The 22636-nt window shown below is 66.1% G+C and carries 24 protein-coding genes and 1 tRNA gene; 13 read left to right on the top strand and 12 right to left on the bottom strand.

Going from position 1 to position 22636, the window contains the following annotated elements:
* Positions 1-27 precede the first annotated feature (27 nt).
* From EGH23_RS07245 to EGH23_RS07255, 3 genes are all read right to left on the bottom strand, one after another.
* Entirely contained in the window at positions 28-411 is a 384-nt protein-coding gene (locus tag EGH23_RS07245) for a DUF8048 family protein (protein ID WP_220579348.1), read from the bottom strand.
* Between the two features lie 67 nt (positions 412-478).
* Positions 479-1147 carry an O-methyltransferase gene (locus EGH23_RS07250; protein ID WP_220579349.1) on the bottom strand — a complete coding sequence of 223 codons (669 nt, stop codon included), beginning with the start codon at positions 1145-1147 and terminating at the stop codon, positions 479-481.
* Positions 1148-1191: 44 nt separating this feature from the next.
* Complete coding sequence (locus EGH23_RS07255) at positions 1192-2142, bottom strand: mechanosensitive ion channel family protein (protein ID WP_220579350.1); 951 nt, start codon at positions 2140-2142, stop codon at positions 1192-1194.
* A gap of 79 nt (positions 2143-2221) precedes the next feature.
* Between EGH23_RS07255 and EGH23_RS07260 the strand changes: the two genes are divergently transcribed.
* From EGH23_RS07260 to EGH23_RS07270, 3 genes are all read left to right on the top strand, one after another.
* On the top strand, positions 2222-2548 hold the full coding sequence (locus tag EGH23_RS07260; RefSeq protein ID WP_220579351.1) for an HPr family phosphocarrier protein: 327 nt from the start codon (positions 2222-2224) through the stop codon (positions 2546-2548).
* Complete coding sequence (gene ptsP, locus EGH23_RS07265) at positions 2545-4263, top strand: phosphoenolpyruvate--protein phosphotransferase (protein WP_220579352.1); 1719 nt, start codon at positions 2545-2547, stop codon at positions 4261-4263. Before EGH23_RS07260 ends, ptsP begins: the two co-directional genes overlap by 4 nt.
* A gap of 111 nt (positions 4264-4374) precedes the next feature.
* Positions 4375-5139: a pirin family protein gene (locus tag EGH23_RS07270; protein ID WP_220579353.1), complete on the top strand. Its 765-nt coding sequence runs from the start codon at positions 4375-4377 to the stop codon at positions 5137-5139.
* A 26-nt stretch (positions 5140-5165) separates the two neighbouring features.
* Here EGH23_RS07270 and dhaM read toward each other — a convergent pair whose 3' ends face one another.
* The 6 genes from dhaM to EGH23_RS07300 form a co-directional block, all read right to left on the bottom strand.
* Complete coding sequence (gene dhaM / locus EGH23_RS07275; protein WP_220579354.1) at positions 5166-5546, bottom strand: dihydroxyacetone kinase phosphoryl donor subunit DhaM; 381 nt, start codon at positions 5544-5546, stop codon at positions 5166-5168.
* The gene (gene dhaL / locus EGH23_RS07280; RefSeq protein ID WP_220579355.1) at positions 5546-6253 is read right to left on the bottom strand and encodes a dihydroxyacetone kinase subunit DhaL; all 708 of its coding nucleotides are present in this window, start codon (positions 6251-6253) and stop codon (positions 5546-5548) included. The genes dhaM and dhaL overlap by 1 nt, the downstream gene beginning before the upstream one ends.
* The gene (dhaK, locus tag EGH23_RS07285; protein WP_220579356.1) at positions 6250-7248 is read right to left on the bottom strand and encodes a dihydroxyacetone kinase subunit DhaK; all 999 of its coding nucleotides are present in this window, start codon (positions 7246-7248) and stop codon (positions 6250-6252) included. The genes dhaL and dhaK overlap by 4 nt, the downstream gene beginning before the upstream one ends.
* A 77-nt stretch (positions 7249-7325) precedes the next feature.
* Positions 7326-7916 carry a thioredoxin family protein gene (locus EGH23_RS07290; protein WP_220579357.1) on the bottom strand — a complete coding sequence of 197 codons (591 nt, stop codon included), beginning with the start codon at positions 7914-7916 and terminating at the stop codon, positions 7326-7328.
* A 45-nt stretch (positions 7917-7961) separates the two neighbouring features.
* Entirely contained in the window at positions 7962-9242 is a 1281-nt protein-coding gene (locus EGH23_RS07295) for an MFS transporter (RefSeq protein WP_220579358.1), read from the bottom strand.
* A gap of 50 nt (positions 9243-9292) precedes the next feature.
* Positions 9293-9628, bottom strand: coding sequence for a hypothetical protein (locus EGH23_RS07300; RefSeq protein ID WP_220579359.1), 336 nt, complete (start codon positions 9626-9628; stop codon positions 9293-9295).
* A 118-nt stretch (positions 9629-9746) separates the two neighbouring features.
* On the opposite strand from EGH23_RS07300, the gene EGH23_RS07305 reads away from it, so the two are divergent.
* The 5 genes from EGH23_RS07305 to EGH23_RS07325 all read left to right on the top strand — a co-directional run bounded on the left by EGH23_RS07305 (position 9747) and on the right by EGH23_RS07325 (position 16808).
* Positions 9747-10241 carry an Lrp/AsnC family transcriptional regulator gene (locus EGH23_RS07305; protein WP_220579360.1) on the top strand — a complete coding sequence of 165 codons (495 nt, stop codon included), beginning with the start codon at positions 9747-9749 and terminating at the stop codon, positions 10239-10241.
* Positions 10238-11383, top strand: coding sequence for a pyridoxal phosphate-dependent aminotransferase (locus EGH23_RS07310; protein WP_220579361.1), 1146 nt, complete (start codon positions 10238-10240; stop codon positions 11381-11383). The genes EGH23_RS07305 and EGH23_RS07310 overlap by 4 nt, the downstream gene beginning before the upstream one ends.
* Positions 11384-11573: 190 nt before the next feature.
* A complete protein-coding gene (locus EGH23_RS07315; RefSeq protein WP_220579362.1) occupies positions 11574-14105 on the top strand; it encodes a type II/IV secretion system ATPase subunit in 2532 nt (843 codons plus the stop codon).
* Positions 14102-16141, top strand: coding sequence for a type II secretion system F family protein (locus tag EGH23_RS07320; protein WP_220579363.1), 2040 nt, complete (start codon positions 14102-14104; stop codon positions 16139-16141). The genes EGH23_RS07315 and EGH23_RS07320 overlap by 4 nt, the downstream gene beginning before the upstream one ends.
* 139 nt (positions 16142-16280) lie before the next feature.
* On the top strand, positions 16281-16808 hold the full coding sequence (locus EGH23_RS07325; RefSeq protein WP_220579364.1) for a DUF7287 family protein: 528 nt from the start codon (positions 16281-16283) through the stop codon (positions 16806-16808).
* 161 nt (positions 16809-16969) lie between these two features.
* Here EGH23_RS07325 and EGH23_RS07330 read toward each other — a convergent pair.
* Positions 16970-17041 (bottom strand) — tRNA-Ala (locus EGH23_RS07330).
* A gap of 157 nt (positions 17042-17198) precedes the next feature.
* On the opposite strand from EGH23_RS07330, the gene EGH23_RS07335 reads away from it, so the two are divergent.
* The 5 genes from EGH23_RS07335 to EGH23_RS07355 are packed head-to-tail and all read left to right on the top strand — an operon-like array spanning position 17199 to position 20546.
* Complete coding sequence (locus EGH23_RS07335) at positions 17199-17795, top strand: DUF7287 family protein (protein WP_236044705.1); 597 nt, start codon at positions 17199-17201, stop codon at positions 17793-17795.
* On the top strand, positions 17795-18379 hold the full coding sequence (locus EGH23_RS07340; protein WP_220579365.1) for a DUF7288 family protein: 585 nt from the start codon (positions 17795-17797) through the stop codon (positions 18377-18379). Before EGH23_RS07335 ends, EGH23_RS07340 begins: the two co-directional genes overlap by 1 nt.
* Positions 18367-19356, top strand: coding sequence for a DUF7261 family protein (locus EGH23_RS07345; protein ID WP_220579366.1), 990 nt, complete (start codon positions 18367-18369; stop codon positions 19354-19356). The genes EGH23_RS07340 and EGH23_RS07345 overlap by 13 nt, the downstream gene beginning before the upstream one ends.
* The gene (locus EGH23_RS07350) at positions 19349-19801 is read left to right on the top strand and encodes a DUF7266 family protein (RefSeq protein WP_220579367.1); all 453 of its coding nucleotides are present in this window, start codon (positions 19349-19351) and stop codon (positions 19799-19801) included. Before EGH23_RS07345 ends, EGH23_RS07350 begins: the two co-directional genes overlap by 8 nt.
* A complete protein-coding gene (locus EGH23_RS07355) occupies positions 19794-20546 on the top strand; it encodes a DUF7289 family protein (protein ID WP_220579368.1) in 753 nt (250 codons plus the stop codon). The genes EGH23_RS07350 and EGH23_RS07355 overlap by 8 nt, the downstream gene beginning before the upstream one ends.
* 3 nt (positions 20547-20549) lie before the next feature.
* Here EGH23_RS07355 and EGH23_RS07360 read toward each other — a convergent pair whose 3' ends face one another.
* Both EGH23_RS07360 and EGH23_RS07365 read right to left on the bottom strand, forming a co-directional pair.
* A complete protein-coding gene (locus EGH23_RS07360; RefSeq protein WP_220579369.1) occupies positions 20550-21965 on the bottom strand; it encodes a DUF7289 family protein in 1416 nt (471 codons plus the stop codon).
* 61 nt (positions 21966-22026) lie between these two features.
* A complete protein-coding gene (locus EGH23_RS07365) occupies positions 22027-22572 on the bottom strand; it encodes a DUF4382 domain-containing protein (RefSeq protein WP_220579370.1) in 546 nt (181 codons plus the stop codon).
* Positions 22573-22636 lie beyond the last annotated feature (64 nt).

Below are 22636 nucleotides of genomic sequence, written 5' to 3' on the forward strand. Positions count from 1 at the left end.
CCCCATTTTCGCAGGCGAGAATCGGGCTTAGAACTGTTCTGCGGTGTCGATGCCGACGACCAGTCCGCACTCGCCGCTGTCGAAGTCGTCGTCGCCCTGGACGGCGTCGGCGAAGAGCAGTTCGGCCTGCTCGGTGTGCGCGAGCTTGACCGCCGACGCGACGCCTTCGTCGAAGTCGAACTCCGAGAGCAGTTCGTCGGCGTCCGACTCCGGAACCCGGTACGCCCGCGTCCCGTCGACGGTGACGTAGGGCTCGCTCTCGAACTCGGAGTGTCGCCCGAGCAACTCGGGGTGGAAGACGACGAGCGCGTCCGCCAGCGCCCCCTGGTCGACGCCGACCGTCTCGGCCGCGTGGTCGATCCTCGCCTCGTCGATGGCAACTTCGTTCGCCGTCGTATCGTCGGGAGTCATCGTTCGCTTTCCCCTTCGTGGTCGTCGCCTTTCGTTCTGACGGCCCCCGCCGACGCGAACCGATCACTCAGGCGATACGGACGCTGACCGCGACGCCCTCACCGAGCGGGAGCAGTCCGGTCTCGAAGTCCGGATCGTCCCGGACCCGTTCGAGATACGCCGCGATGCCGCGACTCATCTCGTTCGCGTCCACGTCTTCGCCGTCGAGCAGCGCTCGCACGTCGTCGAACTCCAGCGACCCGGCCTCGACGGCGTTGTCCGCGGCGACGACGCCGCCGACGGGCACCTTCTCGCGGACCGCCTCGAACGCCTCGGCGTAGCGGTCCTTCTCGTTGTCGACGAGAACCACGTCGAAGGGGCCGTCGTACCCGTCGACGATCTCGATCGCGTCGCCGCGTTCGAACGCCGCCCGGTCGGCGTAGCCGCCCCGCGAGAGGAACTCGCGGGCCTCGTCGAGTTCGTCGGCGTCGATCTCCGTCAGCACGATCTCGCCGTCCTCGGGGAGCGCGGGAGCCATCCAGTACGCCGAGTAGCCGAAGCCGGAGCCGAACTCGAAGACGCGCTCGGCGTCGGTCAGGCGCGCGAGCAGCCGGAGCCACCCGCCGACGGCGGGTCCCACGGTCGGAAATCCCTCGCGGTCGGCCTTCGCGTCCATCTCGCCGATGACCTCGTCGGGGTCGGGCGCGAGCGACCGAGCGAACTGTTCGGTGACGTCGGGAAGCGGGTCCTCGCTCATGTGTCGAGCGGTCGAGGGGCGCGGACAAAAAGCACCCGCGTCGGTCAGCGGTTCCGGCTGACCGGGAACTTCACCCTATCGGGGTGCTCGTTGAACGCGGCGAGGACGCGCCGGTACAGCTCGTTTCGCACCCGTTGTCCCCGTCGCGGGTGGACGAGATAGCGCAGGCGGAAGGCGACCCACGACTCCTCCTGGACGACGTTGACCGTCGGCCGGTCCTGCACTTCCAGCTCCACGGGCGTCTCCGCGAGCCGCTCGCGGTAGCGCTCGATGCGGGCGGCCATCTCGTCGCCGAGGTAGTCGTCGGCGACGGTCCGCATCGTCTCCGTGGCGAACTCGAAGTCCGTCTCGTAGGCCACCTGCACCGTCAGTTCGTTCCAGACGTAGGGGAACTCCTCGCGGGTGTAGTTCTTGACGTGCGAGGAGAGGACGACGCTGTTGGGAAGCGTGATGCTGCGGCCGGAAGGCTGGTTCGAGGAGACGAGGCCGCCGTTTATCTCCCACAGCGTCGTCACGAGGAAGGACACTTCCACGACGTCGCCCTTCGAGTCCTCGATGGCGACGCGGTCGCCCACCTGATACGGCCGCTTGACCATGATGTAGAGCCACCCGATGAGCGAGAACAGCGGCTGCTGGAGCGCGAACGTGACCGCGAACCCGACGACGCCGAGCGAGAACAGGAGGCCGACCCACTGTTCGGTGAGGACGCCGAGAGCGGCGACGGTCCCGGCCGCACCGAAGCCGAGGCGAAAGAGGTTCCTCGCGTCGTGGCGGCGGCGCTTGTCCGCCGTCCGCTGGTCGTAGACCCCGAGGGCGATGCGGTAACAGCCGTAGGTGGCGAAGGAGACCGCGAGCAGGGAGAGGACCTTCACGAGGAGGAACGATACGGCGACTCCCTGCACCGAACCGTCGATACCCACCCGCCGGACGAGCGCGACCCCACCGGCACAGACGAACGCGGACACGAGCGACAGATACCCGACTGGACGGCTCACACCGTGGCCGATGCGAGGCGACCACTAAACCATTGTGAGATTGCAACACGATGATAGTTATCCCGCCCCATGATTGAGCATGGATCGAACTGTCGAGATCGTCCCGAAGGCCGGACTCCACGCTCGCCCCGCCTCGAAGCTCGTACGGACCGCCAACGCGTACGACGCGACGGTGCGTATCGGCCACGCCGGTGCCGACGACGAAGAGTTGGTGGCCGCCAACAGCATGCTCGCGGTCACCGGGCTGAACGCGCAACAGGGCGACGAGGTGGTGCTCGTCGCGGAAGGCGACGACGCGGAAGCGGCGCTCGACGCTCTCGAAGCGGTGCTGACGACGCCCGTCGAGGACGAGGAGAGCGCGGCAGACGAAGCGGCGGACGCGGAGGATACGGGGGACGATCCGTGACGACGCTCACCGGCGTCGGGAGCACGCCGCTCGCCGGGGTCGGCACCGCGCGCTGGTTCCGCCCCGACGCGCTCGAACTCCCGGACCGGCCGAATCCCGAGACGGTCGACGCGGCCGACCAGCGCGACCGGTTCGAGGAGGCACACGACGCGGCCCGCGAGGCCATCCGAGCGGCCCGCGACCGGGCCGCCGAGCGCGTCGGCGAGGACGAGGCCGCCGTCTTCGACGCCCACGAGCAGTTCCTCGACGACCCGCAGCTGGTCGGCGACGTCGAAGGCGCTATCGACGACGGGACGCCGGCCGAACACGCCGTCGCCGACGCCTACGGCGACGCCGTCTCGCAGTTCGAGGGGATGGAGGGCCGGATGGCCGAACGCGCGGACGACCTGCGCGACGTGCGCGACCGCCTCCTGCGCGAACTGCTGGACGTCGAGACGGCCGACCTCGGCTCGCTCCCCGACGGGACGGTTCTGCTGGCCGAACGGCTGACGCCCAGCGACACCGCCGAACTCGATCCCGAGGCCGTCGCGGGCATCGCCACCGTCACCGGCGGTCGAACGTCACACGCGGCCATCATCGCCCGCTCGCTGGCGATCCCGGCGGTCGTCGGCGTCGGCGAGGCGCTGCTGGACGTCGCCGAGGGCGCGACGGTCCTCGTGGACGGCGAGGCGGGCGAGGTCGTCCTCGACCCGGACGACGAGCGCCGGGAAGCGGTCTCGGGACTCGACGCGCCGGTCGTGACCGACCGCGTCTCGACGGCCGACGGCCGCGAGATCGAGGTCGCGGCCAACGTCGGCCGGCCCGCCGAACTCGACCCCGCTGTCGCCCGCGGCGCGGACGGCGTCGGCCTCTTCCGAACCGAGTTCCTCTTCCTCGACCGGGCCGCGCCGCCCGACGAGGACGAGCAGTTCGAGGCGATCACGGCGGCGCTCGACGCCTTCCCCGACGAGCGCGTCGTCGTCCGAACGCTGGACGTGGGCGGCGACAAGCAGGTGCCCTACCTCGACCTACCGAGCGAGCCGAACCCCTTCCTCGGTCGCCGCGGCGTCCGCCTCTCGCTGTCGGCCCACGCCGACCTCTTCGAGACGCAGTTGCGGGCGCTGCTCCGCGCGGCGGCGACCGACGGCGGCGATGCCCTCGCCGTGATGGTCCCGATGGTCGCCCGCGTCGAAGAGGTCGAGGACGTGCTGGAACGGGTCGAGAGCGTCGCCGCCGACCTCGAACGCGAGGGCGTCGCCCACGCGACACCCGACCTCGAACGCGAGGGCGTCGCCCACGCGACACCCGACCTCGGCGCGATGGTCGAGACGCCCGCCGCCACCGAGATGGCCGAGGCGCTGGCCGGCAGATTGGACTTCCTCTCCATCGGGACTAACGACCTCACGCAGTACGTGATGGCCGCCGACCGCGAGAACGACGGCGTCTCGGACCTCCACGATCCGCTTCATCCCCCGGTCCTCCGAGCTATCGACCGAACGGTGCGGGCCGGCCACGACGGCGGCGCGTGGGTCGGGATGTGCGGCGAGATGGCGGGCGACCCCGACCTGACGCCGCTGTTAGTCGGGCTGGGGCTGGACGAACTGTCGATGAGCGCGGTGACCGTCCCGGCGGTCAAACAGCGGGTGCGAGACGTCGATACCGAGACGGCGCGCGAACTCGCCGAGGCGGTGCTGGCGTGCGAGACGCGGGCCGACGTGGCCGCGCTCCTGGAGTGACGAAGCCGACGGTAGGTCTGTGAGAGGACACTCTCGGTCGCCGCGTCGGACGCGTGCGCTTCGCGCGAACGCGGCGAAAGGATTTCCGACCGAGCGCCCTACTCGCCATCGATGGACGAGACGAGCGCGGCCGAAACGGACCCCGGGATCTACACGCTCCCGCGAACCGACGTATCGCAGGACCAGGGGAGCTTCCGGACCCACTTCAATTTCCCCGGGCGCGCGCTGCCGGGCCACGGCGACCACGGCTACGGCCCGCTCGCGACCGTCGTCGAGTCGTTCATGGACCCCGGGACGCTCATCCGGATGCACGAACACCGCGACGAGGAGATAATCTCGTGGGTCCCCGACGGCGTGATGCGACACGACGACCGGCGGGACAACGTCCTCGTGACGGACGCCGACCACTTACTGGTGATGAACGCCGGCGAAGGGTTCTGGCACGCCGAGGAGACCCGCCGGGACGACCCGCCCCTGCGGATGCTCCAGATATTCGTCCGGCCGCACAGTCTCGACCTCGAACCGGGCATCCAGCACGAGCGGATTCCCGACCCGACGCCGAACGAGTGGCGACACCTCTTCGGACCCGAAGGCGGGGACGCGCCGTTGTACGTCCGGAACGAGGCCGAGTGCTACGACTGCCGTCTCTCCGCCGGCGCGACGGCCGCGCTGCCCGGCCGACCCGAGTGGGACACCTACCTCTACGTGTTCGAGGGGAGCGTCGAACTCGGTGACGCCGAACTCGGTCACACCGAGAGCGCGCTGGTGACCGGCGACGGCGCGGTCCCGGTGACCGCCACCGAGGACGCGACGCTCGTGGCGTTCGCCGTCGACCCCGACGCGCCGATCACCCGACGCGGAACTATCGGTCGATAGCTCTCGCGCCCGGCCGCCGTATCGGCTCAGAGCTTGTCGACGTCGCGGGCGGCCTCGGCCTGCTCGCGGACCGAATCGACCGTCGCCTTCGGACTCGTCGCGGCGACGGCGGCGTTGACCGCGCCCTCGAGCACCGGCGCGTCCGCGATGACCGCGTCGGCGTCGCTCATCTCGATGGCGACGTCGGCGTTCATCACGGCGCTCCCGAGGTCCACGAGGACCACGACTCCATCGCCCTCCTCGACGGCGTCGAGCGCGTCCACGATGTCGTCCGGGACGGTGCCGATGCCGCCCTGCCCGTCGCCGCCGACGGGTTCGATGCGGGTGTCCCCGCCCATCTCCGTCGCGACCTCGGCGATGCCCTCGGCGGCCTTCCGACTGTGCGAGACGACGACGAGACCGACCATCAGTCCTCCGTGGCCTCCTCGCCGTCGGGAACCGTCGGCGACGCGGCGTCGACGGCCGGTTCCTCGGCGACCTCCAGCTCTTCCTGTGCGACCGATAGCAGTTCCTCCATGATGTAGAGCGTGCTCGTCGCGCCGGGATCCTGGTGGCCGACGGAGCGCCAGCCGAGATACGACGCCCGCCCCTTCGAGGCGCGGATGGGGACCGTGAAGTCGACGCCGCGTTCGGCCGCGGCCACGGCCTTCGCCAGCGCCTCGACCGGCGGGAGGTCGTCCGTCTCGACGGACTTCTTGAACGTGTGGACCGCCGGTACCAGCGCGTCGACCATCGTCTTATCGCCCACTTTGGCGTCGCCGCGGTCCTGCACTTTCTCCAAGTAGGTCTCGGCGAAGGCGACCGCGCTCTCGGCGGTGACGCCGCCTTCGAGTTCGGCGCTGGCGAAGACGAGCGAGCCGCCGTAGAGCGGCCCCGACGCGCCGCCGACCTCCGACATGAGCGTCTTCCCCGTGGTCTTGACGACCGTCGCCGGGTCCGGATCGTCGAGTTCGGCGACCTCCTCGGCGGCGGCGCTCCAGCCGCGGGCCATGTTTCCCCCGTGGTCGGCGTCGCCGATGGCCGAGTCGAGTTCGGTGAGGTGGCTCCGCTCGGCTTCGAGGCGCTCGGCGACCGCCCGGACGGCCGCGACGACCGCCCGTCCCTCGTCGCTCATTTGACGGTCAGCGCCGGGGTGTCGGCCGGCGCGCCGAGTAGCTCCTTCAGTTCGTCGTCGACGGCACAGACGGTGATCGAACAGCCCGCCATGTCGAGCGACGTCATGTAGTCGCCGACCCACGCGTCCCACGTCTCTACGTCGTGGTCGGAGAGCAGTTCCTGTAGCTTCCGGTTGACGACGAACAGCTCCATCTGTGGCGTCCCGCCCATCCCGTTGACGATAGTGACGACCTCCTGCCCCGAATCGAGGTCTAAGTCTTCGAGGACCGACTCGGTCAGTTCCTCGGTGATGGCGTCGGCGTCCATCATGTCGGTGCGCTCGACGCCCGGTTCGCCGTGGATGCCGATTCCCAGCTCGATCTCGTCCTCGCCCAGGTCGAAGGTGGGTTCGCCCTTCTCCGGAGTCACGCAGGACGTGAGCGCCATCCCCATCGTCCCGACGTTGTCGACCACCTTCTGGGCGACCCGCTGAACCTCCTCTAAGTCCGCGCCCTCGGCGGCCTTCGCGCCCGCCGCCTTGTGGACGAGGATGGTGCCGCAGACGCCCCGCCGCCCCGAAGTGTACAGCGAGTCCTCGACGGCCACGTCGTCGTCGACGACGACTTGGGCCACGTCACCGCCCTCCATCTCGACCATCTCGCCGGCCGTCTCGAAGTTCATCACGTCGCCCTCGTAGTTCTTGATGACCATCAGGACCCCCTCGCCGCTGTCGGCCGCGTCGACCAGTTCCTCCAGTTCGTCGGCCGTCGGCGAGGTGAACACCTCGCCCGCCGCCGCGCCGTCGAGCATCCCGTCGCCGACGTAGCCCGCGTGTGTCGGTTCGTGGCCGCTCCCGCCGCCGCTGACGATGCCGACTTTCCCGTCCACCGGCGCGTCCGAGCGGACCAGTACCTTCGTGTCCGGGAGCCGACGGAACCGGTCGGGGTGGGCCGCGACCATCCCGTCGAGCATCTCGTCGACCACGTCGTCCGGGTCGTTGATGAGTTTCTTCATGTGTCGTGTTGACAGACGGTTCACTCCCTGATAAAATTGAGCGAGCGAGACGTCGAGGCCGGCGAAATAATCTCGGCCTACGCGTCCCAGTACGCCGGTTCGTTCCCGCCCTTCCACTTGATGGAACAGCCCCGCGAGGGCTTCTCGGTGGCGTTTATCTCTCCGCCGGAGAGCAGGGTCTCGACGTGGCCGGCCATCTCCCGCTCGCTCGGGTCGTCGTCGGGGTTCGGTGCGTCGTCGAGTCGGCCGTGATACGCCAGCCGGAACGTGCCGTCGTCCCCGTCGAAGAGGAACGGGTCCGGCGTACAGCGCGCGCCGTAGGCCGCCGCGACGGTCTGGTCCGCGTCGCGGAGGTAGGCGTCGTAGGCGATCTCGCCGGACTCGACCAGTTCCTCCATCCGCTCGAAGGAGTCGTCGGGGTACTCCGCCTCGTCGTTGGAGTTGATCCCAACGACGGCGAGGTCGTCGTACTCCGCGGCGAGGCGGTTCAGTTCGTCGATCTTGGCCTTCGCGTACGGACAGTGGTTACAGGTGAACACGACGAGCAGGGCGTCGTAGTCGGCGAAGGCGGACAGCGCGTACGTCTCGCCGTCGGCACCCGGCAGTTCGAACGGCGGTGCGGCGTCCCCGCGCGTCAGTACGTCTGACTCCGAGTCCATCGAGACCATAGCGGTCGGCGGTACGTCGCGGGGTAGTAAAAGCGCACGGACGGGTCAATCGCCGGGCTGTGCGGTTCCGAGCGCTCGTCGACCGCCGACGGTCAGCACGACGAGCGTCAGCGCGACGGCGAGGACCCCGATACCCGCGACGGCCCAGAACGCCGCCGCGACGCCGGCCCGCGAGACGACGACGGCCAGTACCGGCGGCGCGACGGCGGCCCCGCCGGAGATCCCGATGGTGAGGAAGCCGAAGTTCTTTCCCGCCGAATCGTCGGTCGAGAAGGCGTCGGCGAGCGCCGCGCGGGCGGGTCTGCTCCCGTCGACGGTGGCCGAGAGGACGAGGACCAGCGCCAGCGCGCCGACCAGCGGAAGCGTGCCGAGCGCGAGCGCCCCGGCGACGAGGACCAGCGCGGCGTAGCCGCCGACGAGCACCGGTCCCGGCGAGTAGCGGTCGGTGAGCCAGCCGCCGGCGAAGATGAGCACCGCGCCGGTGACGAGCATCGCCGAGACGGCGAAGTTCGCGGCGGCGTCGGAGACCGGATAGCCCGAGGAGAGCAGCGTCGCCGTGTACTGCTTGATGCCCCACCCGGCCATCGAGGAGACGAACCAGAGGACGGTAAGCGCGAGGATGGGGGGCGAGGAAACCACAGTTCCGAGTTCGCGTCGGATCCGCGTCGTCAGCGACGCGTCGGCGGTGTCGGTAACGTCGGTAGCGCCGGCGGCCGCCGCTTCGCCGCCCGAACTCGACGGGTGCGTGATGGCTTCGCGCACGAGGCGGTCGAACGCCAGCAGGCACACCACGCCGTAGACCGCTCCCACGATGGCGATCGCGCCGATAGCGACGCGCCAGTCCAGCCCGAGCGTGCTGGCCGTCGCCACGATGGCCGGCGGCGCGGCGAGCCCGATCGCCCCCGTGAAGCCGTGGACGCTGTAGGCCCGGCCGCGGGTGTCCGCCGTCGTCGCCGCCCCGATGAGCGGATAGTGCGCCGGGTGGTGGCCCGCGATGCCGACGCCGGTGACGACGCTCGCGGCGAGCAGCCACGCGTAGCTCTGGGCGGTGGCGGTGAGGATCGCGCCGACCGCGCCGAAGGTCAGCGAGATGGCGAGCACCGACGTGCGACTCCGCGAGTCCGAGAGCGACCCGAACGGCAACTGCAGCGCCGTCACGACGACGCCGACGGTGCCGAGCGCGACGCCCAGCTGCGCGTCGGTCAACCCGAGGTCCGACCGCAACGGCCCGAAGATCGGCGGCAGCAGCATGAAGTACGCGTGGTTCACGAGGTGCGAACCGCCGACGAGGCCGACGACGAGCCGGGACTGCGCGTCAGAGACCACTGTACCGTCGTGTCACGGGCTATCGCAAAGAGCGTCGCGGTTCGCGCGCTTCACTCACTCTTCGTCGCCAGTCGCTCCTCGACGGCGGCGTCGAACGCCGCCGACGCGCGGTAGATGTCGGTGTCGGCCGCGACGGCGAACCGCGTCTCCTCGCCCTCGCTCTCCTCTTTCTCCAGTAGGCCCAAGGTGGCGAGATAGTCGAGCGTCCCGTCGAGGTACAGCGTCTTCAGCGCGACGCCGGCCGCCTCGCTCAGTTCCGTCTTGGTGTACAGTTCTTCGGAGTCGAGTCGAAGCAGCGCGTCGATGACGGCGGGCGCGCCGTCGTAGGTCGCGACGGTGCCCCACCCGGAAGTAGGTTCCCCGTCTCGGGCGGCGTCCTCGAACATTAGCCGGGCCGAGGCATTCCACTACAATAAAGCTCGCGCCGATTTCGCCTGGCCGTCGTACGTCACACCGTCCCACCATTGAGCAAGGCTTTTGTCCGCCACCGTCCGCCACCAGAGTATGAGCAGTCGCCGAGAGATTCTCGACCTGTTACGTGAGAACGCCCGCTACACCACGGAGGACTTAGCCCACCTCACCGACTTCTCCGAGAGCGAAGTCGAATCCATCATAGAGGAGTTCGAGGAGGCCGGCGTCATCTGTGGCTATCAGGCCGTCGTCGACTGGGGGGCCGTCGAGACGGACGAAGAGCGAGTGCGGGCGACGGTCGAACTCAACGTCGCGCTGGATCGGGAGACCAACTACGGCGACATCGCCGACCGCATCGCCCGCTTCCCCGAGGTCACGTCGCTCCGCCTCGTCAGCGGCGACTACGACTTCGACCTCGCGGTCGAGGGCGACTCGATGCGGGAGGTCTCGCACTTCATCAGCGACAAGATCGCGCCCATCCCCGAGATAACCCAGACGGTCACCCACTACATCATGGAGTCCTACAAGGAACAGGGGATGACGTTCGACGACCACGACGACGACGACCGGCTCTCCGTCTCCCCATGACGTTCGAACCCGCCGACCGGGTCGACGCGGTGCCGCCGTCGGGCATCCGGCGGTTCTTCGAGCTGGCCGAGGAGATGGACGACATCATCTCGCTGGGCGTCGGCGAACCCGACTTCTCCGCGCCGTGGGCCGCCCGCGAGGCCGCGATCACGTCGCTCGAACGCGGGCAGACCTCGTATACGGCCAACCGCGGGAAGCGAGAGCTACGCGAGCGCATCGCCGACTACGAGTCGGACGTTCACGACCTCTCGTACGACGCCGAAGACGAGATACTGGTGACCGCCGGCGCGAGCGAAGCGCTGGACCTGGCGTTTCGCGCGCTGCTGGACCCCGGCGACAGCCTCGCCGTCGTCCAGCCGTGTTACGTCTCCTACGTCCCCGGCGCGACGTTCGCCGGCGTCGACGTCATCGACGTGCCGACCCGCGTCGAAGACGAGTTCAAACTCACCCGCGAGGTCCTGGAGGAATCCGGGGCCGCCGAGGCCGACGCCCTGGTCTACTGCTACCCCAACAACCCGACGGGTGCGACGATGACCGGCGACGAACTGGTCGAGGTGGCGGCCTTCTGTCGCGAGAACGACCTCGTCGTGTTCGCCGACGAGATCTACGCCGACCTGACCTACGAACACGACCACACCTCCATCGCCACGCTACCGGGGATGCGCGAGCGGACCGTCGTCTTCAACGGCTTCTCGAAGGCCTTCGCGATGACCGGGTTCCGGCTGGGCTACGCGATGGGGCCGCCGGAGGCCATCACGGCGATGAACCGTGTCCACCAGTACACGATGCTGTCGGCCCCGACCACCGCGCAGCACGCGGCCATCGAGGCGCTCGACGACTGCCGCGAGGAGGTGACCGACATGGCCACCCAGTACGACCGCCGCCGGAAGTACGTCCTCTCGCAGTTCGAGGAGATGGGACTGGACTGCTTCCCCGCCGCCGGCGCGTTCTACGCGTTCCCCGAGTGTCCGTGGGACGACGCCGGCGAGTTCGCCGAGGCGTTGCTCCAGTCGAAGAGCGTCGCCGTCGTCCCGGGGACGGCCTTCGGCGAGGGCGGTGCCGGCCACCTCCGAATCTCCTACGCGACGGGCCTGGAGGACCTGAAAGAAGCGATGACGCGGATCGCAGACTTCGTCCAGTAATCGGCGCGTTCGGTGGCGAAGTCTCGATTCCGATAGTGAGTTATCAATCCTAATAGCCGCGCCGAAAGTTTCAGTACGGGGCCTGTTGTATCACGCCCAAACTGTGTTGGACCGTGGCGCACTATCGGGTCGACTGCGGCGGGGGCTGACGCCGGAAAGGTTTTTCACGCGAACCAGGAGATGAAACACAATGGCAATTGATGATAAAACGGGGGGAGATGCGGAGCGAGTCGCCGGTGGGGGAGACGGCGACGACCGGCCGGCGACGGTCGGCGAGTACACGTGGGACGACCTCAGACGGGAGTTTCACACCGGGGGGCGCTTCGACCGGAGCGAATTTCTCGGCTTCGAACCACGCGACCTCGAGGATAGACTGGAGACGGCCGCGAGCGCGGCGCTGACGCTCTCCCGGCCGTTCGAGGAGTATCTCGACCCGACGACGACGCCGGTCGCGAAGGGCGTCTACACGTGGGAACATTTCAAACAGGAGTTCTACTACGAGGAAGACGGCGACCAGCCGCGCGACGAGGAGGGGGAGGTCGTCCCCTTCGAACCCGAAGACCACCTCGGATTCGACCCGGACCGCGTCGAGAACAGGCTCTCGCTGGGCGAGGATCTGGCGGCGGAACTCGACGGGTTCGTCGACGAGAACACCGTCGACGTCGACCCGGACGTAGACGAAGACGAGTTCTTCTCGACGCGGGAGGGCCACACCACCGTCGTCAACCGCTACGACCTGGAGAAGGCGGTCCCCGGGAGCAAGAAGTCTCACTTCCGTGAGACCGAACGCTACTGGGTCAACAAACCGTACGCCTGCGTCGTCGTCTTTCACTCCCGGAAGGAGAACGAACGGAAGTACTACGTCGTCGAGCCGTATCTCAACGCGATCGAGGACGACCTCAAGAGCTTCCTCTCGGGGAAGCTCAAGACCGCGATCAAGTACTCCGAGGACGACGTCATCGTCAAGGGGTCGAACGCCGACCGGGCGTCGGTCATCCAGCGCGAGGCCGAGCAGTTGCTCTCCCGGTACGACCTCTACGACGGGTCGGTCGCCGGGGGCGGGGGGACCGGCGGCGGTCTGTTAGACCAAGTCAAGGAGCTCTTCGACATCGGCGAGGAGACCGAGACCGAAGCGGTGGGGCAACTGAACGGGATCGCGGCCCGCCCCGAGCCGGCCATCATCGAGGACGACCCCTCGACGCTGAACGAGTATCAGGTCGAGAAACTGCTGTACATGCTCAAGCGGGACTTCGTCGGCTACGCCCGCATCGACCCGGTGAAACACGACATCAACGTCGAGGACATCTCCTGTGACGGCTACAACTCCCGCGTGTTCGTCTACCACACCGACTACGAGCAGATCATCACCAACGTCGAACACCGCGAGAGCGAACTGGACGACTTCGTCGTCAAGCTCGCCCAGCGCTCGGGAAAGGGCATCTCCAAACGCCAACCACAGGTCGACGCGACGCTCCCCGACGGGTCGCGCGCACAGTTGACGCTCGGCCGGGAAGTCTCCGACCACGGGACCAACTACACCATCCGTCAGTTCAAGGACGTCCCCTTTACCCCGATCGACCTCATCAACTGGAACACCTTCTCGCTCGACGAGATGGCGTTCCTCTGGCTCTGCATCGAGAACAACAAGAGCCTCATCTTCGCCGGCGGGACGGCATCCGGGAAGACCACGTCGCTGAACGCCGTCTCGCTGTTCATCCCCTCGAACTCCAAGATTGTCTCCATCGAGGACACCCGCGAGGTCGAACTGCCCCAGCGAAACTGGGTCGCGAGCGTCACTCGCCCCTCCTTCGGCGAGGACGACAAGGGCGACGTCGACGAGTTCGACTTGCTGGAGGCCGCGCTCCGCCAGCGCCCGGACTACATCGTCATGGGCGAGATCCGCGGCGAGGAGGGACGCACCCTCTTTCAGGTCATGTCGACGGGGCACACGACCTACACCACGTTCCACGCCGACTCCGTCGGCGAGGTCATCAAGCGCTTTACGACCGAACCGATCAACGTCTCGAAGACGCTCTTCACCGCGCTCGACCTGGTCTCGATTCAGACCCAGACCCGCGTGGACGGCAGCAAGGTCCGCCGGAACAAGTCCCTGACCGAGATCAACGAGTACTCCGCCGAGAACGACGAGATCAACGTCCGGGACGTCTACGAGTGGCGCGCCGAGACGGACGAGTACATCCAGATGGGCAACTCCAACACCCTCGAGGAGATCAAGTTCGACCGCGGGTGGACCCAGGAGAAACTCGACGAGGAGCTGTTCAAGCGGAAGGTCGTCCTGGCCTACCTCATCGAGCAGGGACTGAACACCTACACGCAGGTCGCCGCGACGATCCAGGCGTTCGTCAACGACCCCGACACCATCCTCACGCTCATCGCCAACGACCGGCTCGAACGGTCGCTCGAAGACCTCCGGGAGATGGAGTCGGTCAAGATCGACATCGACCCGGAGAAAGAGGAGATGGTCCCGCGGCCGGACGCCCCGCCGGCAATGGTCGAGGAGACGAAATCCATCCTCGACAACGCCGGACCGCTGTTCGAGCGGTTCAAACAGGGCGACACGCCCGATATCGTCGCCGCACTGATGGAGGGCGACGCGCTGGCCGCGGACGAGGAGGACGGAGAAGACGAAGACGGAGATGAAGACGTCGGCGGCTTCGGCCAATTCGTCCCGAAGGCCGGAGAGGAGGCAGATAGCGGATGAGCCTCGATACGAAGGGCCAGCAGCAACTCGGGAGCGGCGGCGCTCTGGGCGATGCGTTCTATCCGGCCTATCGGAAACTGTTCGACGACGAGGGCGACTTCGTCGACAGCGTCGGGAAGAAACTCGCACAGGCCCGGATGGCCGACAACGTCGAGATGTTCCTCGCGCGGGCGCTGGCCGTCGGCGTCATCGCGGGAGTGACCCTGTGGCTCGTCGGGACGTTCCTGGGCTATCTGCTCGTCACGCTGCTCTTTTCGGGGTCCGAGGGACCGACGTTCATCGGTATCGCCATCCAGAACGAAGCGGTGCTGGCCGTCATCGACGCGCTGAAACTCCCCTTCCTGATTCTCGTCACCGGACTGGTGTTCGGCGCGATCGGCTTCGGGATCGGCTTCGGCTCGCTCGTCTCGATCCCGTACTTCCGGGCCAGCGCGCGCGAACGCGAAATCAACATCCTCCTCTCGGACGCCATCTCCTTCATGTACGCCCTCTCGGTGGGCGGGCTGAACCAGCTCGAGATCCTCCACGCGATGGGGAAAGCCGACGACACGTACGGCGAAGTCGCGAAGGAGTTCCAGTCGATCGTCCTAGAGACGGAGTACTTCGATACGGACTACCGGTCCGCGGTTCGCAACCAGGCGATCGAGACCCCCTCGGACGAGCTCTCGCAGTTCCTGACCGACATGCTCTCGATCATCAACTCCGGGGGGGACATGACGTCCTTCTTAGAGGACCAGAAAGAAAAGCACATGCGAACCGCTCGGCAGGAGCAGGAGAAGATGCTGGAGACGCTGGAGCTGTTCGGCGAGATGTACATGACGCTCTCGCTGTTCCCGCTCTTGCTCATCATCATCCTCGTCATCATGTCGATGATGGGCAACGCCCAGCAGCGACTCATCTACGGCACCGTCTACGGGCTCATCCCGCTGACCGGAACGGCCTTTCTGGTGCTCGTCTCGACGGTCACGCAGGACGCCATCGGCGACGGCTACCTCCGGCCCGCCGCCGACGAGGACGACGTCGTCGTCGACGAGGGCGTCGGCGTGTTCAACCTCGGCCTCGTCGAGCAGTACACCGGAGCCTACGGCGTCTTCGACCGCATCAAGAGCCGCGAGGGGACCTACGAACTCGTCCAGATACTGAAACGGCCGGACGTCTTCTTCCGCGACCACCCGATTCTGGTACTCGGACTGACCGTCCCGCTCTCGGTCCTCGCGCTGGTCGTCGCCGTCGTCCTCGGGTGGGCACCGCTCTCGCTCGACGGGATGCGGGCCAACCCCGTCTCGGGGACGTTCTTCTGGGTGTACGTCCCGATGTACATCAACTTCCTCCCGCTCGCGATCTTCTACGAGTGGAACCAGCGGTCGCGGAAGGCCATCATCGGTAACCTCTCGGAGAACCTCCGAAAGCTCGCCTCGGCCAACGACACGGGGATGACGCTGCTCGAATCCATTAAGGTGGTCTCCGAGACCTCGGCGGGCAAGCTCTCGGACGAGTTCGAGACGATGCACGCGAAGGTCAACTACGGGACCAGCCTCAAGGACGCGCTGCGTGAGTTCAACAACAAGTACCACGTCCCGCGGCTGGCCCGAACGGTGAAGCTCATCGCCGAGGCGCAGGAGGCCTCCAGTCAGATTCAGGACGTGCTCTCGACGGCGGCACAGGCCTCCGAGAACCAGGACGACATCGAACGGGAGCGGAAGTCCCGCACCCGGATGCAGACGGTCATTATCATCATGACCTACCTCACGCTGCTGGGCGTGATGGCGCTTCTGAAGACGCAGTTCCTGGACGTGATGTCCGGCCTGTCGACGCAGGCGTCGGGGGCCAGCAGTTCCGGCGCGCCGGGCGGGAGCTTCGGCGGCAACGTCGATACGGAACTGCTCTCGATGCTGTTCTTCCACGCGGTGACGCTGCAGGCGCTGCTCTCGTCGTTCATCGCGGGCTACATCCGAGAGGTGAAGCTGATGGCCGGCGTGAAGTTCGCCGTCATCCTCTCGACGATCGCGCTCGTGGTGTGGATGGCCGTGGGGTGAGAGGCGGCGGCCGCCGATATCAGTAATTGAGCGACGGTGTAGATATTTAATACTAGTCCGATAGAGGTTATACGATAGTCGAACGCAGTGGATATAGCGACACGGGGGTGCGGTGATAGACGACAGTGAGGTGCTACGAATGGACGACAGGGGACAGACGGCACAGGATTTCGCCATCGGGACGAGCGTCCTCTTGATCACGATTATCGGCGCGTTCGTCTTCATCCAGGGCGGCGCGCTCTCGGTGTACGAGGACTCGGCGACGCCGATAGAGCAACCGCAAGCCGACCGCGTCGCGTCGTATCTCGTCGAGAGCTACAGCGTCGACGGCGAGCCGAACGTCCTCCGGTACAACCAATCGAGGGGACTCGACCGAACGCTTTCGGCCGATACCGACTTGTCGAACCTGACGGCGTACGCCGGGGTCAACGTCTCTTCCACTCGTCGGACGAATCCCGACCTGAACGTCAGCATCGTGAACAGTTCGTCGCTCGAAAACGGGAGTCGAGAACCGGCCCGCGACGGCGGCGGCATCGTGCTCGCGTGGGGAACGGACTACCGCGATCAACCGTACGTCACCTCGACGCGGGTCGTTCGGCTGGCGAACGACGACGACGCGACGCCGCAGTGTGACCCGACCTGTTGGTTGGTGGTTCGTGCGTGGTGAGCGGCGACCGGGGGCAGGCTTACACGCTCGAAGGCGTGACTCGCCGGGATTTGAACCAGAGAAGTCGCTCACTTCGTTCGCGCTGCGACTTCCGGGGGTCCAAATCCGGGCGTCGACGGAAATTCGCGCCGCTCGCGAATTTGCTCGCGGCGCAAGAATCATGGACTCGCCGGGATTTGAACCCGGGGCCTCTCCCATGCCAAGGGAGTGATCTACCGCTGATCTACGAGCCCGCGCTACACGTCTGGGTATCCGACCGCCTTTCTTAAACCCATCGAAGCGGAGGGGACGTGCGGGCCGGTGGCGTAGCGCACTCCTGTGAGGAACGCCACAATGGATAAGAGTATTCAGTGTGAGAGGTAATCAGACACCGGTGGGTTGGGAGCGAGTATGCAACGGGATGGGACACACATGGATTCGGACGGGGAAATACGAAAGGCGTCCACGTCGCGCGGGCAGACTAATCTCGATTTCGCCATCGGCATCAGCCTCTTCCTGGGCGTGCTAATTTTCATTTTCCTGTTCGTTCCCGGACTTCTGTCGCCGTTTACCGCGAGCGCACAGGAACAAACCGTGAGCGCCGACCGTGCAGCGGACCATCTCACGAAATCGGTACTGGGCTCACCGCGGGACCCGTATTCCCTCCGGACTCACTGTACAGTTCAGTTCTTCAATGGGTCTGCGGGGTGCGAGTTCTCGGATGCACCGCTCGCGGAACAACTCGGCCTCGACCCCGCGACCCAGAGCGCCAAGGTGACCGTCGTCGGGAACGCGTCGTCGACGGTGACAGCCGACGACACGCTTTGCTGGGACGCCAGCGACGACGCGCTCGTCCCGTCGACCGCCTGTCCGAACGCCGCCGGGAACGCTAACGTGAACCTGACGCGCGGCGGGCCGGTGCCGACGGACAACGAAGCGACGGTGACGGCCCTCAGAGTCGTCTGGCTGAACGGGACGGATGTGACCGTGATAGTGGAGGTGTGGTGATGCGGGGTCAGGCACACACCCTGGAGGCCATCATCGCTAGTCTGGTCCTCCTGACGGGGCTCATATTCGCGTTACAGATGACAGCAGTGACTCCCCTGTCGGCGAGTACGTCGAGCCAGCACATAGAGAACCAGCAGCAGTCCGTCAGCGAGGGGCTGTTGGCGACTGCGGTAGAGCGCGACGCGCTCAAGCCGGCGCTCTTGTACTGGAACAACAGCAGTAGCCGGTACCACAACGCGAGCGGGTCGGGAGTAGGCGTGTACGCCAGTACTCCCCCGAACAACACGTTCGGCGCGATGCTGGAACGCGTCTTCGACGCGCGAGGCATCGCGTACAACGTCTACATTCGGTACCGAGACGGCAGCAATCAGGGTCGAATAATCTACCTGTACAACGGCCGCCCGAGCGACAACGCGGTGTCGGCCTCCTATACTATGACGCTGATGGACGACGACCACCTCTACGACCCAGACGGGACGCAGAACGCGACGACGCTGTCGAAGGCGGCGGCATTCCCGATTCCGGACAGAGGAGACAGCGTCTACAACACGGTCCGCGTGGAGGTGGTCTCGTGGCGGATTTGAACGGCGACGAACGCGGGCAACTACTGCTCGTCGCCGCACTCGTGCTCGCGCTCGTCTTCATCGGGCTGGCGCTGGTTGTCAACTCGGCTATCTTCACAGAGAATCTCGCGAGCCGGGGCGAGATGGGCGGGAGCGACGAGGCGTTGGCAGCCAGAGCGACTGTCGAGATGAACGCCGAGAAGGCCCTCAGGCAGGCGAACTACTACAGCGAGTCCGACGGTGAAAACGAAACGGTCGACTCTTTCAACCGGACCCTGCGGAACGTGAGTACGCAGACGGAGTACCTGTCGGCCACCTCGGGGACACTCGTTAATGTCACCTACGTCAGCCATCGGAACGGTACACGTATCAACGGGAGCATCGACCAGGGGGACAATAATTACACCGTCGCTAACGACGTGGAACGCATCTCAGGCGTAAACGCGAACGGGACCAGAGGACTGGCGTTCAATTCCACCGGGCTCCCGGACGGGAGCGACCCCCCACTAGTCGTGAAGGTGAACGACACGAACTTCGGCGGCGACGAGCAGAGCTGGCGCGCTCGGATCTGGGAGAACAGTAGTGGCGTCCAGGTACGGACGATACGGAACGGGACTACCCCGTCGGAGAACCGAACGGAGCACTGCTCGGTTCCGTCGGCGACGGAGAACCGCATACAGGTGACAGCCGGATTGGTGAACGATCGACCGTGTGATGCCCTGCGGTGGAACGACGACGGGGAGAACTTCTGGTTCGGTAACGGAGTCCTCGCTAGCGGGAGTGAGTACGCAATCCACTTCGAGAATACCAACGGCGTGAGCGGGGAGTTCGAGATGGTGGTCTACGAGGATGGGCTGTCCCTCCCGCTGCTCTCTCTCCCGGGGGATGCGACGTCGAGTGACGCGATCTACGACACGACGGTCCGCTTCGTGTACGACGGGCCCGACGTGCGGTACAACACGACGGTGCGTATCGCACCGGGTGAACCCGATGTCTGAATCACGCGGCGTCTCGACGACTTTGGGCTACGCGCTTACGCTGTCGATTACGGCCGTTCTGGTGACTGGGTTGCTGATAGCCGGGACCGACTTCGTCGCAGACCGGCAAGAGAACGTCATCAGGGAAGAGCTAACAGTCATCGGACAGCAAGTGGCGTCGGACCTCGCACGTGTCGACAGGCTAGTCCTCGCAGCGGACAGTAGTGGGTCGGCGCTGACGGCCACCACTCGACAGACGTTCCCCGAGCGGGTGGCCGGCAGCGGCTACCAGATGACCCTCGACCCCGTCGGGGAGCAGCTCGTCCTGACCTCGACGGACCCGGAGGTCCGGATTACGGTGGGCGTGACGAACCGAACTGATCTCCGGGAATCGACCGTCGACGGCGGGGTCGTCGGGGTGGCCTACAACGGGACGAGCGACGCCCTAGAGGTGCGCGATGCCTGAGCCGACCGACTCTCGGGGGGTGAGCGAAGTCCTCGGATACGTGCTCGTGTTCAGTCTGGTCGTCTCGACGGTTGCCGTCGTCTCGGTTAGCGGACTCGCCACGCTGGACGACGTGAAGCGTAGTGAGCAACTCGACAACGGCGAACGGGCCTTCGACATCCTCGCCGACAACGTCGCCGACGTGTACAGACGCGGCGCTCCGAGCCGCGGAACCGAGGTGAGTGTGGGGGAAGCGACGCTGTACACCGGTGAGCCGACGACGGTGAACGTGACCGTCGACGGGGCCCACGTGCTGAATCGGACCTCGACGCCCATCGTGTACCGCAACGAACGGGACCAGCGACTGGTGTACAACATGGGCGCCGTGTTCAGAACGAACCCCGACTCCGGGATTCTCGTCCGAGAGCCGTCCCATGTGGTCCGGAACGAACGTCTCCTGCTCAACGTGGTCGTCCTCCACGCGTCGAACCAGACCAGCGTCGGCGGGTCGACCGCGCTCGTCCGGACGCTCAACGACGGGTCAGCCGTCCGGTACAGCGATACCGGCGGAGCCGCGAGCAACGTCTCGATCAGAATCGAGTCCGAACGGGCGTCGCTCTGGGAGGACTACTTCGACAGACGAGGGTTCGACTGCTCGTCCTCGCCCCCGTCACCGACCGAGATGCGCTGTGAGTATCCCGTGAGCGGGTCCGTCGAGCGTACGTACGTCGTGAGCCACGACGTGCGCGTCGATATCGAGCGGTAGAAGTCAGGCGTCGGTCACGTTCACGTCGTTGACGGAGACGTGGAGATACGTGATCTGCGTGTCGCTGGGGTTCGTCAGGTCCAGTTCGAGGTCTTGTACGGCATCATTGTAGGTAATGGTTCCCGAGTTGCCATTGACGGTCACGGTCTCACAGATCACGGCACCTTCGAGATAGCCGACACCGTTCATGTCACATGACGATCCCGGAGCGACGAGCTGGCCGACGAAATCTGCGTTCCCGTTAGAGTCTACGTCCCCGTCGGAGTGGACGAGTACCTTCAGCTCCCCGGCGTCGCCCTCAACCGCGTTGACAGAGTCGGCGTTGATGTCCAGAGAGTGCCGAACGAGGAGAGAGACGTGGTGATCGTCGCCGATATCGATGAGTTCGATATCGTCAGTGCTGAACGCAGGTCCCCCGGTATTGACGACGATAGTGACGTTGTCCCCGGGGTCGTCGATAGTCAGGCTCCCGGGGTCGTCATCGTAGTAATAGGTTCCACTAGTGTTGATCGTGGAGGGCTCATAGACATAACAACTACCATTCTGGCAATCCGAAACCCGGTCCTCGATTCGTTCGTCAACCGAGGGGAAAGCCACGCCCTGCTCGCTATCGACCGGGTCGCCGCCGTTCACGTTTAGACCGCCGGGACTAGTAGTGGCAACTGCGTGGTCGAAAGACGCGTTGAACGGAATCACCAGTTGAGCCGTCACCGTCTCGTCCGGGTGGTCGTACTTGACGGTCCCATCGGTGCGCTCCTCGAAGTAGGCACCCCAGGCACGGTAGTAATCGCTCTGAACGGTAACGTTGATTTCGCTCCCGTTCAGCGGGTTCCGGAACGCCTCGTCTCTGGCCGGGTCAGGAAAGTACTGCGTCGTGTCGTTGTGCGTGATAGTTGCCCGTCCTTCGAGGTCCCCCTGACCGGAGACGGTCACGAGTGGGAGGGTAAGCGTCCGACTCCTGTAGTGGAACTCGGGCGGCGAGACCATTACCGATTCACCGTCACTGTCGGAGCGCCAGACGCCACCGCCCTGGTACGCGATCTCGGTCCCGTCGCTATCGTAGACGACGGCACCGAGCGTGCCGTTCCTGAGAGTTGTTACGTTCCCGGTGGCGTTGGTGTAGGTGAGGTTCATCCACCCCGCTCCCTCCCGGACTTCGTAATCCGAATTACCGGTCGCCGGTAGGTTGACCTGTTGGGCGCTCGACTGGCCGAGGGCGACGAGTGCGGTCTGTGAGTCGAACTGCGTCATCGTCTTCTCGGTGCGCTCGACGTCGAGTTGACTCTGGGTCGTAGTGATGGCGTCGGCACCGACGACGACGACCGCCGTCGTCGAGGCGACGACCAGAGCGAGTACGAGTACGAGACCGAGCGGGCCACTCTGTCCTCGATTACCTCCCAGAACCGTCTCAATCGCCATTCTCGGAAAGATGTTCTCGCCGAGACATAAACCATGCGGCCTGAGTCTCGGGAGTGATACTCTACCCCTTGTAGGTGACCGTCGTTCCGCGCATAGTGGGTGCGAGTACGTATCGACCCCGCCCCTCGTGTGGCACCGGCGCGAACTCCGCGGTGAACCGCGTCCGTTCGTCGGCCCGTATCTCGAAGGAGCGGTCGAACTTCAGTGCGGCGTCGTCGGGGGTCGAAACCATCGCCGCCTCGCCGCCGCTGAGGGTCGCTTCGACCGATGAGACGCCGAGCTTCAGATAGGCGTACTCGCCGGTCGCGAGTTCCTGTTCCCGTGCGAGTATCGCCGCCGAGCCGGCCAGTTCGACGAGGTTCACGGCGACGTCGTCGAGTTTGAACACCAGTTCCGAACCCGCGTGTTCCTCGGTGCCGGTCGTCTCGTCGGCCGGGAGGACGCGGAGTTCGCTCAGCGAGACGACACAGGCGGTGAAATCGCCGATCGCGCCCGGCCGGTCGCCGACGTAGGTGGCGAGCGTTCCAGTCGGCGCGTCGTCGCTACATCCGGCGACGGCGAGACCGGCCACAGCGACACCGTCGCGGAGGAACGCGCGTCGATCCATGACCCGTCCTGTGCTATCCCGGCCCAAAGTTCTACCGCCTCGGCGAGATGGAAACGGTTTAGTC

It is taken from the genome of Haloarcula nitratireducens (genome assembly GCF_019599505.1).